This is a genomic window from Pseudoduganella sp. GW821-FHT11H04, from assembly GCF_058807935.1.
This window is the reverse complement of sequence record NZ_JBXARE010000002.1, coordinates 268996-281589: the sequence shown is the minus strand read 5'-3', so window position 1 is coordinate 281589 and position 12594 is coordinate 268996. Positions and strand designations below refer to the sequence as shown.

Genomic DNA, 12594 nt, shown 5'->3' with positions numbered 1-12594 from the left:
GAAGCCCTGTCCATGCCACTGATGGTAGCAGAACTATTTTGCCAGCAGCGCCCATCTGATTGGCAACGCATCTTCCCGCCACACAAGCTGCTGCGGCTCGAATTCCCAGTGCCTTTCCTCGCCTTCCACGACGACGCGCGCCGCGCCGCTCATTTGCAACAGGCCGCCACTGTCGAAATCCGGGAACACCAAACCAGCTTTGCCATTCAGCAGAATGTTACCGAGAGTGGCAAAAAAGCGATTGCCCTCATAGTCGGGAATAATGAGCTTGCCCTTGCTGCTGAGCCGGACGAAACCCGGTTCGCCGCCACGGTGCGAAACGTCGACGCGCATTTCGTCGCCCTCGCCGGAGTAAGTGGCGACAAAGAAAGTGCCTGAGCGGCTGATCAGGTCGCGCGCCAGCGCATCCAGTTGCGGCAGTCGGCGCGGCGGCAGGCCCGATGACTCTCCCGGCAAACGCTCGAAACGATAATCGCGTTTGTGGATGTATTGCGGGCAGTTGCCGAACGATTCGGCGACGGCGATTTCAAACCGCCCATCGCCCAGCGCGCGCAGCCGTCCATTCAGGCGATTGCGGCGCCGCGTGTGCAGCTCGATGCCGAGCATGCCGACGGCGGCGCCGTCGCGCAGGCCCGCTTGTGCCGGATCGTCCGCTTCGGCCGGCAGCAAGAGCTGCAGGCTTTGCGGGTCCGGCGAATGCATGAATCCTTCTTCCCCGGCACGCAGGGTGGCCCAGGGCCGGCCCTCGGCGTCGACGCTGCCGAACACGGCGAACGGGAGCTGCGCAAAAAAGTCGCGGTGCTGTTCCGGCATGTAATTGCGGATCACCTTGCGGCCGATTTCGTCCATGCGTTCGACCGCGCCGATCGTGGCTTGCAGCGCGATTTCACCTGCGTGCCAGGGCGCGCTCATGCTGCTAACCCGACTGGTGATTTGATGAAGGGCTGGAAGCGCGGCAGTGATTCCACACGGGCCAGCCAGGCGGTGACGTTGGCGTACGGCGCCAGGTCCACATTGCCTTCCGGCGCGCGGGCAATGTAGCTGTAAAGGGCAACGTCGGCGATGGTTGGCTGCGCAGCGGCGATCCACGCTTTGCCGGCCAGGCTGCTGTCCACCAGGCCGAGGATGCGATGGGCGCGGGCGATGGCGTCGGCTGGGTCGACAGGCTTTTTGAACAGGTTGATGATGCGGGCGGTGGCGGGGCCGCTGGCGATTTCACCGGCGGCAACCGACAGCCAACGTTGCACGGCGGCGGCGCCGACCGGGTCCTTCGGCAGCCAGCCGGCATCGCCGTAGCGGCTGGCCAGGTAGACCAGGATGGCGTTGGAATCGGCGATCACGGCATCCTCATCTTCCAGCACCGGCACCTGGCCGAAGGGATTGAGCTTGAGGAAGGCTTCGGTTTTCTGCTCGGCTTTCAGCAGGTCGACCTCGACCAGCTCGAAGTCCAGGCCCAGCAGGGACAGGAACAGGTGGGCGCGGTGGGCGTGGCCGGAAATTGGGTGGTAGTACAGTTTCATGGATTCTCCTCTCAAGTAATGATGAGAGTTTGATCCATGTTGGCGATGATTAGAATCACCGCAAATGGCAATTAACTATTCCATTATCCGGAACAATTCCTAGGGCAGCACTTCGAACAACAGGAACTGGGTGACCTGGGTCTTGCCGAAATTGTCGTCGCTTGCCAATACCAGGGTGGCGTGGCCGTTGGGCAGGCGCGGGCCGAAGGACATTGCCTCCAGGTTGTCGATACGCGGCAGGCCGAGCGTGGCCAGGTCCAGCACCAGCCGCTTGCGGGCGGGTGTGAATGTGGCGCCGGTCAAGCCTGGAAGCGACTTCACGTCGCTCGCAGCGCGCGTGTCGGTAGCATAAATCCGCACGTAATTTCGGTGCACGCCGTCGGCGCCCTGCACGGTAGCGCGCTCCAACACCAGCAGCTCGCCATCGGGCAGTGGGAGGATTTCCGTGACGCCGTTTTCGGCCTCCTTGCCCGGGCCGGGTTCGGCGGGAATCGCGTCCACCGGATAGGCAAACTGGCGCAGCACTTTGCCGTCGCGCTGGAACTGCGTCATGCGGGCCAGTGCGCCGTGCTGGGCGGTCGGAATCGGGCCATCTTCATACAGCGGCCATTCGAGCGTGGCCCACAGGCTGCGGCCATCAGGCGCGAAAGCGATGCCTTCGAAGACGGCGTTGTAGCGGGAGCCGCGCTCTTCGTTCTTGTGGACCTTGAAGTTTTCAGGCAGCGGCAAGTCGGCCAGAAAGCCGCCATCGCGCGTGGCGTGGCGGATGAATGGATCGAGGTTGGCCCGGCGATCGCCCTCGCTGGCGTACCAGATGCTGCCGTCAAGCGGGTCGATGCGGATTGATTCGACGTCGGCCTGGGCGCAACCGGCCGGGCTGGCGGCGTAATCCATGCCGTCCGAGTTGATGAAGTGATGCACGCCGACGAAACGCACGGCGTGGAAGGCGTTGGCGTCAAAATCGAATTCCGCTTCGTAAAAGCGCGCAGGGTTGTGCGCGCAGCGGTCGTCGGATTCAATCACCCAGCGGCCATGGGCTGCGTCGTAATCGAGGCCGGAAAAACCGCCCAGCATGGTGCCTTCGTAAAGCGCACGGTGCGGCACGCGCTGTTCGCCGATGAAGCGCAACGCGCTAACCGATGACGGCGCCGGGCCGACCGGGGCTGCGCTCGGCGTGATGACGCAGCCGGTCAGTGTCGCGGCTAATGCTGCGCCAAGCACGGCGGCTTGTGCGAATGCTGGGAGGCGCCGGGCGGCCTGCATCATGCGTGGTGCAAGCGTTTGTGCATGGCGCGCAGGCCTAGCCACATGCCAATCGCCACCACCGGCACCATCACGCCCATCAGCAGTTCTGGATTCACGCCCACGCCAAGCACCTTGGCGCCCTTCGCGGTGTAGCCGATCAAGCCCACCACATAGTAGGAGATTGCCGCTACCGACAGGCCTTCCACTGCCTGCTGCAGGCGCAGCTGCTGCGCGGCGCGCTTGTTCATCGATTGCAGGATCTTGCGGTTCTGCGCCTCCTGCACAATGCCGACGCGGGTGCGCAGCAAGTCATTGCTGTTGGCGATACGGACTGCCAGCGCCTGCTGGCGCGCGGCCACGGCTTCGCAAGTTTTCATGGCAGGCGCGAGTCGGCGCTCCATGAACTCCTCCACTGTCGGCGTGCCCTCGATGCGCAGCTCACGTAATTCATCGATACGCGCGTTGACCAGACCAAAGTAAGCCTTGGACGCAGCGAAACGATAGCTGGTATCGGCCGATACCTTTTCAATACGCGCCGCCAGGTGGGTAATGCGGTCGAGCAGTGCCTGCTCGGTGGAGCCGTCATCGACCTTGCCATCCGCTTCCACCAGGGCGCCGGCCAGCGTCGCCAGCTCGGACTCGACCTCGTTCAGTTCGGGCGTGGCCGTCTGCGCCACCGGCAGGCCAAGCAGCGCCATCATGCGATAGGTTTCAACTTCCAGCACGCGCTGCACCAGGCGGCCGGACTGCTGTTCGTGCATGCCGGCGTCGCAAATGACGAAGCGGCTGAAGCCATCCGCGTGGATAGCGAAATCGGTCCACATCTCGCCGCCATTCATTACCTGACTACCCGCCAGCGGAGCACCCTGGAACAGGCGCTGCAGGCTCTCCGCAAAGGCCTGCTGCTTGCCTCCCGGGCGCCCCAAGAGGACATGCGCCGCCACCAGCACCCTGCCCTTAAGGCGCAGCAGCCACTGCTCTGGAAGGTGGCGCACCGGCATATTGGCGAAAGCCTCCTCCGGCATTGGCATGCTGTTCACGGTTTCAGCGAAAGTAAAGGTGGCGAATTCGGTATGCAGCTCCCACTTCAGGCGGAAGCGGCCGAAGTCGTGGCTGAAATATTTTCCACCCTCAGCCGGCGCCGCCACGCCGAAATGGCCGCACAGATCCGCCAGCAACGCTTGCTGCTCCTGTTCGCCAATCACGGCGAAGTGGCTCAGCAGGGTTGGCGCCTCCAATTTCAGGAAGGGGCGCGAGTGGATCTCGGCAGCAAGGGGCACGCGCTGCGCATGATTCAGGCTGGAAAACACGATACTCATGGGCTAGGCTCAGTGATGGCAGAGTCTAGATAGTAACATTGTATTTACCTCATGCTGCTGCGCTGCAACGCAGCAGCAACTTACCCTCAGACACAGCCATCAGCGGTTCCAGCCAAAACTGCGATGGCGGATCACTGGCTCCCAGTCTCACACTGCCGGCATCGGTGAAGATTTCGAGTAGGCGGCCGCTATCCGGATCGAGCAAATGCAGTGCAGCATTTTCACCACGCCCGGGGTCCAGCAGGTAACGCGCCTGGCCCGGCAGATCGCTCACCGGGCGCGGAAGACGGCAATCCCAGGGCGTGCCTTTTACGTCCTGCTCATGGGCTCCGGCCGGCACCACGCGCCCAGCGCGAATCATCAGCAATTGCCGCCCCGCGTCGCCCTCGCCTGCCACATTGAAGGCTGCGCGCAGGCTCAGCGTCGACTGCGCGGCACCCGGGGCATGGCAATGCAACAAGAGTCCATTGGCGTCATCAAGCACATAGGTGGCAACCACGGATTGCGGGCCGGGACTGACCAGGCGCAGTCCCACGGAGGCATCCTCGACGAGCGGCACGGCATGCCAGGGCAACCGGTGCAGGGCGCGTCCCGGCGCTGGCAGCAGGTGGATGCCGCAATCGCTCACATCAGCGCCGCTCACGTCGGCCAGGCGCCCGTGACGGTCTGGCGCCCGCAGGCTGGCAATGGCCCCGCCGAGGGTGCTGAGGCGCACTTCCATCCCGTGCCGGTTACAAAGGGTGAATATAAATAGCGGCAAACCTTCCGCAGTGTGCCCGGCGTCTTCCTGTGTAATGCTTAGTTCCATTTCTTAAGTATATTCAGCCACCGTATATTTGATAAAATTAGGCTTTATTTCCGGTCGGCAAATTAATAAATGCAGGCATCGCAATTTTCCTCTCGTACAGCCCTTGCGCTAGGGGCGGCGCTCTTGGCAGCGTGCTTTTCAGCGCAAGCAGATGAGGTATCCGACATCAGTAAAATGATGCGCGCCGGGCAGTTACCCGCAGCTTTAGCCAAGGTTGATGTTGCACTATCGCAACACCCCAAGGATGCTCAATTGCGTTTTATCAAAGGAATGATTTTGTCCGAACAGGGCAAAAGCGCCGATGCCATTAATGTTTTCCAAAAACTGACGGAAGATTATCCGGAATTACCTGAGCCTTATAACAACCTGGCGGTTTTGCATGCATCGGCCGGGAATTACGACAAGGCTCGCGTCGCGCTGGAACGCGCCATCCGCACCAATCCGGCTTACGCCACGGCGCATGAAAACCTGGGCGATGTGTATGCCAAGCTGGCCAGCCAGTCTTATGACAAGGCGATGCAGTTGGCGGACCCGGGGCAACAACCGCCGCAGAAGTCGAAACTGGCCATGGTGCGCACGCTCACGCCCAAGGGAGAGCCTGCAACGCTGCTGGCTGCAGCTTCGCCGGCTTCCGCGCCAGCCAAGGCGGCGCCTGCGCCCGCCCCTGCTCCGGCTCCTGTGATCGCGCAAGCCGCGCCGGCACCGGCCAAAGTGATGCCGCCGCCAGTGGCCGCGCCTGCGCCAGCGAAGCCTGCTCCAGCCCCGGCGCCTGTCGTGGCACAGGCTAAACAGGTTCCGGCTCCTGCACCTGCGCCGGCCCCTGCACAAGCGAAACCGATCCCTGTAGCGCCGGCAGCCATTGCGCCTGCCCCGGCGGTACAATTGGCAAAGGCCGCAAGCAAACCTGAGCCAAAGCCGGAAGCACCCAAGAAAGAAGATACCGACGGTGCCGACGTGATCAAGTCTGTAGAGAACTGGGCCAAGGCCTGGAGCTCGCAGGACATGAAAGGCTACCTGAACGCCTACAGTGGCAATTTCCAGGTACCGAAGGGCCAGAACCGCAAGTCCTGGGAAGCTGACCGCACTGCCCGCATCGAGGGCAAAGGTCATATCAAGGTGACCGTCGAGTCGCCTCAAATCTCGGTCAACGGAAATACCGCGACCGTGAAGTTCCGCCAGAAGTATGTGTCGGACCGTCTCAGCACCACCGGCCGCAAGACCCTGGTGCTCGAGAAGCAAGGCAAGAACTGGTTGATCAAGCAAGAGCAGTCGGGGGGCTGATGAAGAAGTCGAAGCGAGCCAGCATCAGCGCGGCTGTAGCGCTGCTGGCAGCGTGCACCCTGTTCACGCCAGCCGGCATCGGCATGGCCAAATCGATCCATCCTGCCGAATCGCCGCGCGCCCGGCAGGATGCGGAAATCATGCTGCTCGAAATCTACAAGGATTTGCGCGCAAGCCAGCTGCAGGAAGCGATGGCCAAAGCCGACGCCCTGGTGCAGGCCTATCCTAATTTCCGCGTCGGGCACATGATCCGCGGCGACCTGCTGCTGATGCACACCCAGCCGGTGGCCCAAATGGGCGCTGGCATCAACGGTCCTTCCGACAAGCTGAAAGACTTGCGCGACGAAGCGCGCGTGCGGCTGCAAACCCTGGTGGCGCGTCCCGGCCCGGAACTGGCGCCGCGTTCCGTGCTGCAGCTGCGCGCCGACATGCGCCATGTGCTGGTGGTCGACGCCACCCAGTCGCGCCTGTACGTCTACCAGAATGCCAACGGCCAACTGAAGCTGCTCACCGATTACTACGTCAGCCAGGGCAAGCTGGGTGTCGACAAATTCCGCGAAGGCGACCAGAAAACCCCCCTGGGTGTGTACTACATCACTGGCCGCGTCGCCGGTCCAAAACTGCCGGACTTTTACGGCGCCAGCGCCCTGCGCATCAACTACCCGAACGAGTGGGACCGCCTGAATGGCCGCAGCGGCGGCGGCATCTTCCTGCACGGCACGCCGGCTGACAATTACAGCCGCCCTCCGCTCGCTTCCGACGGCTGCGTGGTGCTGACCAACGAAGACTTGCGCAAGCTGGAAGGCACGGTCGATATCGGCAAGACCCCGGTGGTGATCGCCGACCACCAGGAGTTCATCACCAAGGCCAAGTGGGATGCCGAGCGCTTTACCGCCAACCGCCTGGTCGAATCCTGGCGCGCCGACCTGGTGAGCGCAGACAGCAAGCGCCTGCTGAAGAATTATTCGTCCAAGTTCAAGTCCGCCAACGGCGAAGACCTGAAAACCTGGTACGAAAAAGATATGCGCCCACTGGCCAGCGTCAACAACCTCAGTGTCTCGCTCAGCGAAGTGACCATCTTCCGCTACCCAAGCCGCAACGATATGCTGGTCAGCACCTTCACCCTTGAATCGAAGATCGGCAAAAACCGTTCGACACAGCGCAAGCGCCAATACTGGGCGCGCGAAGGCAGCGACTGGAAGATCATCTTCGAAAGCATGATTTGATTCCCCTGCGCCGTCAGCTGTTGACCTGCCTGGTCATCATGCTGGTGGCGCTGCTCCTGATCCGTTTCATACAACGCGCTGCATTGCCAGAAGCCTTGCTGGCCGGCCTGCCTTGGCCGCAACAAGTTTTGATCGGCGCCGCACTTGGCCTGCTCGTGGGCGCAGCCTCCTTTCTCAGTGCGCTGCGCAAGCCCGGCGCCGACTCCGTGCAACGCACCGCCGACAGCTATGGGCAACTCGACCTGCGCGGCCTGAATCCAGTATGGATTGCACTGGCCGCCGGCATCGGCGAGGAAATGCTGTTCCGCGCCGCGCTGCAACCGCTGGTCGGCATCTGGCTCAGCTCCCTGCTCTTCCTTCTCTTGCACGCCAGCGCCTACGACTTCGGGCGTTTCGACCGTGCGGCTTTGCTGCAGGCTGGCAGCGTTTTCGGCATGAGCATGGTTTTTGGCCTGGTGTACACCCATGTCGGCTTGATCGCAGCAATGCTGGCGCACACCCTGATCGACATCCTCGGGCTATATGCGGTGCGCCGCATCGTCGCCAAGCCGCCAACATAGTTGGCAGGAGATAAAGGGTATTCTCCACGTACGCCGATTGGCGCTTTCGGCAGGTTGTACTGTCGATGTTTCGACAAGCTGGAGAAGACCATGAAAATTGTAGTGATCGGAGGGAGCGGACTGGTTGGCGCGAAACTGGTCAAGCTGCTGCGGGCAAACCGTCATCAAGTGCTGGCGGCTTCGCGGGCGAGCGGCGTCAATGCGGTCAGCGGCGAAGGCCTGGCCCCTGCGCTGGAGGGCGCCCAAGTGCTGGTCGATGTGGGCAATTCTCCCTCCTATGCAGCAGCCGAGGTGATCGAGCACTTCCAGCAATCCGGCCGAAATCTAGCCAGGGCCGCGAAGGAAGCCGGCGTGCGCCACCACGTTGTGCTGTCGATTGTCGGCACCGAGCGGCTGCCGGAGAATATCTACTTCAGCGCCAAGCTTGCGCAGGAAGAAGCGGCGAAGCAGAGCGGCGTGCCCTACACTATCTTGCGCGCCACGCAATTCATGGAATTCGTAAACGTGATCGGCCACGCATCCGAGGTAGATGGCGCAATCCGCCTGCCGCCAGCGCTGATGCAGCCGGTGGCGGCGGATGACGTGGCGGAGACGTTGGCCAGGCTTGCCCTGGCAGCGCCGCTGAACGCCACCGTGGAATTGGCCGGGCCGCAGCAAATGTCCATCGAGCAGGCGGTGCGCCGCGTCATGGAAGCGGACGGCGAGGCGCGGCCTATCGTGGCCGATGCCCAGGCCCGCTACTTCGGTTCCGAACTGGCGCACGCCACCCTGGTGCCGGCAATCGGCGCCAAGCCGCGGCTCGGCGCCATCCGCCTGGACGACTGGCTGCGCCGCTAAGCTTACTGGAAGGCCACCTCGGCAAAGCTGCGCAGTTTGCGGCTGTGCAGCTTATCCGAACCCAGGCCGCGCAGCTTTTCCAGCGAACGGATGCCGATGCGCAGGTGCTGGTCGACGCGGTCGCGGTAGAACTGGTTGGCCATGCCTGGCAGCTTGATTTCGCCGTGCAGCGGCTTGTCGCTCACGCACAGCAGCGTGCCGTATGGGACGCGGAAACGGAAGCCGTTGGCGGCGATGGTGGCGCTTTCCATGTCCAGCGCCACGGCGCGGCTCTGGCTGAAGCGGCGCTCCGGCGTGCGTTGCGGCAGCAGTTCCCAATTGCGGTTGTCGGTGCTGGCCACGGTGCCCGTGCGCAGCACGCGCTTCAGGTCATGGCCGCCCAGTTGCGTAACTTCCGCCACCGCCGACTCAATCGCCACTTGCACCTCGGCCAACGCCGGAATCGGCACCCACAGCGGCAAGTCTTCATCGAGCACATGGTCTTCACGCACATAGCCGTGGGCCAGCACGTAATCGCCCAGTTGCTGCGTATTACGCAAGCCGGCGCAATGGCCAAGCATCAGCCAGGCGTGAGGTCGCAGCACGGCGATATGGTCGGTCGCAGTCTTGGCGTTGGCCGGGCCGACGCCGATGTTCACCATGCTGATGCCGCTGCCATCGGCGCGCACCAGGTGGTAGCCCGGCATCTGCGGCAGGCGAGGCGGCGCGGCGCCCAGGTCGTCGCCCGGCTGCATGGCGTGGCCGACGCGGCGCGTGACGATATTGCCGGGCTCCACGAAGGCGACGTAGCCATCGTTATCCGGGCTCGCCATCAGCTCATGGCCCATGCGCACGAATTCGTCGATGTAGAACTGGTAGTTTGTGAACATCACAAAATTCTGGAAGTGCTCGGGCGAGGTGCCGGTGTAGTGGCGCAGGCGCTGCAGCGAATAGTCGACGCGCGGTGCGGTGAACAGCGACAGCGGCTGGGCCTCGCCGGGCGGCGCCTCGTACGTGCCGTTGGCGATACCGTCGTCCATGGCGGCCAGGTCGGGCAAGTCGAATACGTCGCGCATCAGCATGCGGCGCTCGGCGCTCAGGCTGCCCTCGATATGGTCATGCTCGGCGAAGGAAAAGTGGATCGGGATAGGCTGGGCGCTCAGGCCCACTTCGATCTGCATCTGCTGCTTGCCGTGATTCTTCAGCAGCAGGCGCAATTGTTCGGTGTAGTAGCCCGCGAACAGGTCGGGCCGGGTCAGCGTGGTCTCAAAGACGCCTGGGCCGGCGACAAAGCCGTACGACAGGCGCGAATCGGCACGCACCACGGTCTCGGTCTGCACCCTAACGTAGGGGTAACAGGCGCGCACACGCTCGGTGGGGGTCTCGCCCTCGACAAAGCGCTGCAGGGATTCTCGCAAAAAGCGGATACTATCGTCGTATATCGCCCGGACCTGGGCCAATGCTGCGGAAGGGTCGTCAAACATGCGGGGTGCTACGTGGGGACGGCTGAACATCGTGCTACTCCTTTCTGCGGGCTTGATCCTATTATAATGGCAGCATGTGGCAGAAATATTTAATCGGAGTGATTGCGGCAGTGAGCACGGCAAGCGCGGTGGCAGACGCGCCGTTGACCGTGGCCTGGCGCGAGAAACCACCCTACTATTATTTTGAAAATGGCGTCGCGAAAGGCTTCATGCTCGATCGCGCGAAGCAGGTATTCGCCGCCGCCGGAGTACCCGCACGTTTCGTCAACGAACCGCAAAAGCGTATCTGGGCCAATTTCAGCCACGGCATCCAGAATTACTGCTCCATCAGCTGGTACCGCCTGCCCGAGCGCGAGGCAGTCGCACAGTATTCGCTGCCAATGCATACCGACCAGCCGCATGCCATACTGGCCGTGCCGTCAGTGGTACCCCGCATCAGGTCCCATACCAATTTGAAGTCGCTGGTAGCGGACAAATCCCTGACCCTGGCGGTGATCGATGGCGTGTCCTACGGCCAGGAACTCGACGCCCTGATCGCCAGCAGCGAAAACCGCGTCATGCGCCGCACCGTGGAGACGTCGGCCATGTTCCGCATGGTGGCTTTCGGCCGCGCCGATTACCTGTTCGTCGATCGCGAGGATTGGAATTATCTGCGCCTGAGGTATCCGGAACTGCAAACCCTGGTGCTGATCGACTTCCCCGACATGCCGCCCGGACTGAAACGCTATATCGTTTGCAGCCGCGACGTGCCGGCAGAAACGATGGAGCGCCTGAACCGCGCCATCCTGGCCCGCAACGACATCCCTCGCCGCTAAAGCTCGACCGTCACCAGGTTGCTCTGGGCCTCGGCAAATTCCAGCGCATATGCCAGTTCGCCCGGCGTGTCGGCATGAATCGCTAAGATTGGCTGCCCCACTTCGAGCTCGCTGTCCAGCGACGCAAAGAAGCGAACTCCGGCTGCCGCCGCCCGCGGCGCGCCGGCCAGCTTGGCCAAAGTAGCCAGCTTGCGGTTGTCCACCGCCACCACGCGGCCCGCATGGCGCGCTTCCAGCACATGCGAACAGGCCGCGACCGGCGGCTGGCGCATGCCGCCTTGCGCCGCGCAGATAGCCTGGAATTTCTTCCACGCCGCGCCTGAAACAAGGGTCTGCTCCGCCAGCGCCATGCCGGCGCCAGGTGCCGCGCGGCCGCCAAGTTCCAGCACGCCTGCCGCCAGCGTCAGGGCGCGCTGGCGCAAATCCTGCGGGGCATCGGCTGCACCCTGCAGCACGGCCAGTACATCCATCGCCTCCAGCGCCGGACCGATGCCGACGCCGACCGGCTGGCTGCCGTCGCTTAGCACGCATTGCACGGCCAGTCCCAACGCCTTCCCGGCCCCTTCAAGCCGCGCCGCAAGCTGTCGCGCCGCTTGTTCGGAGCGCACCTTGGCGGTGCGGCCGACCGGAATGTCGATCAGCACATGGCTGGCGCCGGCCGCCAGCTTTTTCGACAGCACCGAGGCCACCAGCAAGCCGTCGCTATCGAGTTCCAGCGGGCGCTCGACGCGGATCAGCACATCGTCGGCCGGGCTCAGTGTCACGCTGCCGCCCCAGACGATGCAGCCGCCTTCCTGCTGCACCACGCGGCGCATGGCGTCGATGCCGATTGCCACCGGCGCCAGGGTTTCCATGGTGTCGGCGGTGCCGGCCGGCGAAGTGATGGCGCGCGACGAAGTCTTGGGCATGGTCATGCCGCAAGCGGCGACGATGGGCACGACCAGCAGCGTGGTGCGGTTGCCCGGCAGGCCGCCGACGCAGTGCTTGTCCACCACGACCCGTGAAGGCCAGTGCATGCGTTGGCCGGCGGCGGCCATGGCGCGCGTCAGGGCAATGGTTTCGGCCAGGTCCAGGCGGTTGCCTGAACAGGCGGTGATGAAGCTGGAAAGGTGGATGTCCGGATAGCGCCCACCGGCGATATCCGCAATGATTTCCCGCGCCGCCACATCGTCCAGCGGGCGGCCGTGGATCTTGCCGCGCACTGCGGCGAAAGAAGCCAGCGGCGCCGGGTGGCGCACAGTGACTGGCATGTCCGGCGCTGCGCCCAGCGCTTCCCAGGCCGCCTCCGACAGGCCGATGACCTCCCCGTCCAGCAACTCGCCATCGACCACGTTCAGCATGGCGGCCACAACGCGCTCGCCACATTGCAGCTCGATGCGGGACTGCGCCTCGAATCCCTCCGCCCTGCACACCGCGCTGTCGCGCCGCAGGTAGGCCACCGGTTGCTGGTAAGTGTCGATGCCAAGCCGTTTGGCGCGTAGTGCGTATCCCATATCTCGCTCCTTTTGGCTCCTTGCGAA

12 protein-coding genes are annotated in these 12594 nt (G+C 63.4%); 5 read left to right on the top strand and 7 right to left on the bottom strand.

The window, feature by feature from the left end; all coding sequences use genetic code 11:
* Positions 1 to 33: 33 nt before the first annotated feature.
* The 5 genes from AC1RTP_RS05075 to AC1RTP_RS05055 all read right to left on the bottom strand — a co-directional run bounded on the left by AC1RTP_RS05075 (position 34) and on the right by AC1RTP_RS05055 (position 4805).
* Entirely contained in the window at positions 34 to 912 is an 879-nt protein-coding gene (locus tag AC1RTP_RS05075; RefSeq protein WP_498605287.1) for a pyridoxamine 5'-phosphate oxidase family protein, read from the bottom strand.
* Complete coding sequence (locus tag AC1RTP_RS05070) at positions 909 to 1520, bottom strand: glutathione S-transferase family protein (protein ID WP_498605285.1); 612 nt, start codon at positions 1518 to 1520, stop codon at positions 909 to 911. The genes AC1RTP_RS05075 and AC1RTP_RS05070 overlap by 4 nt, the downstream gene beginning before the upstream one ends.
* Positions 1521 to 1619: 99 nt before the next feature.
* Positions 1620 to 2786 carry an esterase-like activity of phytase family protein gene (locus tag AC1RTP_RS05065; RefSeq protein ID WP_498605283.1) on the bottom strand — a complete coding sequence of 389 codons (1167 nt, stop codon included), beginning with the start codon at positions 2784 to 2786 and terminating at the stop codon, positions 1620 to 1622.
* Complete coding sequence (locus AC1RTP_RS05060; protein ID WP_498605281.1) at positions 2783 to 4084, bottom strand: DUF3422 family protein; 1302 nt, start codon at positions 4082 to 4084, stop codon at positions 2783 to 2785. Before AC1RTP_RS05060 ends, AC1RTP_RS05065 begins: the two co-directional genes overlap by 4 nt.
* A gap of 49 nt (positions 4085 to 4133) precedes the next feature.
* Positions 4134 to 4805: an aldose epimerase family protein gene (locus AC1RTP_RS05055; RefSeq protein ID WP_498605279.1), complete on the bottom strand. Its 672-nt coding sequence runs from the start codon at positions 4803 to 4805 to the stop codon at positions 4134 to 4136.
* 156 nt (positions 4806 to 4961) lie between these two features.
* On the opposite strand from AC1RTP_RS05055, the gene AC1RTP_RS05050 reads away from it, so the two are divergent.
* From AC1RTP_RS05050 to AC1RTP_RS05035, 4 genes are all read left to right on the top strand, one after another.
* The gene (locus AC1RTP_RS05050) at positions 4962 to 6173 is read left to right on the top strand and encodes a L,D-transpeptidase Cds6 family protein (protein WP_498605277.1); all 1212 of its coding nucleotides are present in this window, start codon (positions 4962 to 4964) and stop codon (positions 6171 to 6173) included.
* Positions 6173 to 7399, top strand: coding sequence for a L,D-transpeptidase family protein (locus AC1RTP_RS05045; RefSeq protein ID WP_498605276.1), 1227 nt, complete (start codon positions 6173 to 6175; stop codon positions 7397 to 7399). Before AC1RTP_RS05050 ends, AC1RTP_RS05045 begins: the two co-directional genes overlap by 1 nt.
* Positions 7396 to 7959, top strand: coding sequence for a CPBP family glutamic-type intramembrane protease (locus AC1RTP_RS05040; RefSeq protein ID WP_498605274.1), 564 nt, complete (start codon positions 7396 to 7398; stop codon positions 7957 to 7959). Before AC1RTP_RS05045 ends, AC1RTP_RS05040 begins: the two co-directional genes overlap by 4 nt.
* 90 nt (positions 7960 to 8049) lie before the next feature.
* Positions 8050 to 8796 (top strand): SDR family oxidoreductase, encoded by a 747-nt coding sequence (locus AC1RTP_RS05035; RefSeq protein ID WP_498605272.1) that lies wholly within the window; start codon positions 8050 to 8052, stop codon positions 8794 to 8796.
* A gap of 2 nt (positions 8797 to 8798) precedes the next feature.
* Here the strand turns inward: AC1RTP_RS05035 and AC1RTP_RS05030 are convergent, their stop codons facing one another.
* Complete coding sequence (locus AC1RTP_RS05030) at positions 8799 to 10289, bottom strand: AMP nucleosidase (protein WP_498605270.1); 1491 nt, start codon at positions 10287 to 10289, stop codon at positions 8799 to 8801.
* An 80-nt stretch (positions 10290 to 10369) separates the two neighbouring features.
* Here AC1RTP_RS05030 and AC1RTP_RS05025 point away from each other — a divergent pair, with 80 nt between their 5' ends.
* On the top strand, positions 10370 to 11074 hold the full coding sequence (locus AC1RTP_RS05025) for a substrate-binding periplasmic protein (protein ID WP_498605268.1): 705 nt from the start codon (positions 10370 to 10372) through the stop codon (positions 11072 to 11074).
* On the opposite strand, the gene AC1RTP_RS05020 is transcribed toward AC1RTP_RS05025, so the two are convergent.
* Entirely contained in the window at positions 11071 to 12567 is a 1497-nt protein-coding gene (locus AC1RTP_RS05020) for a thymidine phosphorylase family protein (RefSeq protein ID WP_498605266.1), read from the bottom strand. The genes AC1RTP_RS05025 and AC1RTP_RS05020 overlap by 4 nt on opposite strands.
* Between the last annotated feature and the right edge of the window lie 27 nt (positions 12568 to 12594).

What these genes read in the sequence shown, in the direction of transcription:
- AC1RTP_RS05045 (WP_498605276.1), top strand. Translation starts at nt 6,173, where the DNA reads ATGAAGAAGTCGAAGCGAGCCAGCATCAGCGCGGCTGTAGCGCTGCTG.
- AC1RTP_RS05065 (WP_498605283.1), bottom strand. Translation starts at nt 2,786, where the DNA reads ATGATGCAGGCCGCCCGGCGCCTCCCAGCATTCGCACAAGCCGCCGTG.
- AC1RTP_RS05075 (WP_498605287.1), bottom strand. Translation starts at nt 912, where the DNA reads ATGAGCGCGCCCTGGCACGCAGGTGAAATCGCGCTGCAAGCCACGATC.
- AC1RTP_RS05070 (WP_498605285.1), bottom strand. Translation starts at nt 1,520, where the DNA reads ATGAAACTGTACTACCACCCAATTTCCGGCCACGCCCACCGCGCCCAC.
- AC1RTP_RS05020 (WP_498605266.1), bottom strand. Translation starts at nt 12,567, where the DNA reads ATGGGATACGCACTACGCGCCAAACGGCTTGGCATCGACACTTACCAG.
- AC1RTP_RS05050 (WP_498605277.1), top strand. Translation starts at nt 4,962, where the DNA reads ATGCAGGCATCGCAATTTTCCTCTCGTACAGCCCTTGCGCTAGGGGCG.
- AC1RTP_RS05035 (WP_498605272.1), top strand. Translation starts at nt 8,050, where the DNA reads ATGAAAATTGTAGTGATCGGAGGGAGCGGACTGGTTGGCGCGAAACTG.
- AC1RTP_RS05055 (WP_498605279.1), bottom strand. Translation starts at nt 4,805, where the DNA reads ATGGAAGTGCGCCTCAGCACCCTCGGCGGGGCCATTGCCAGCCTGCGG.
- AC1RTP_RS05030 (WP_498605270.1), bottom strand. Translation starts at nt 10,289, where the DNA reads ATGTTCAGCCGTCCCCACGTAGCACCCCGCATGTTTGACGACCCTTCC.
- AC1RTP_RS05060 (WP_498605281.1), bottom strand. Translation starts at nt 4,084, where the DNA reads ATGAGTATCGTGTTTTCCAGCCTGAATCATGCGCAGCGCGTGCCCCTT.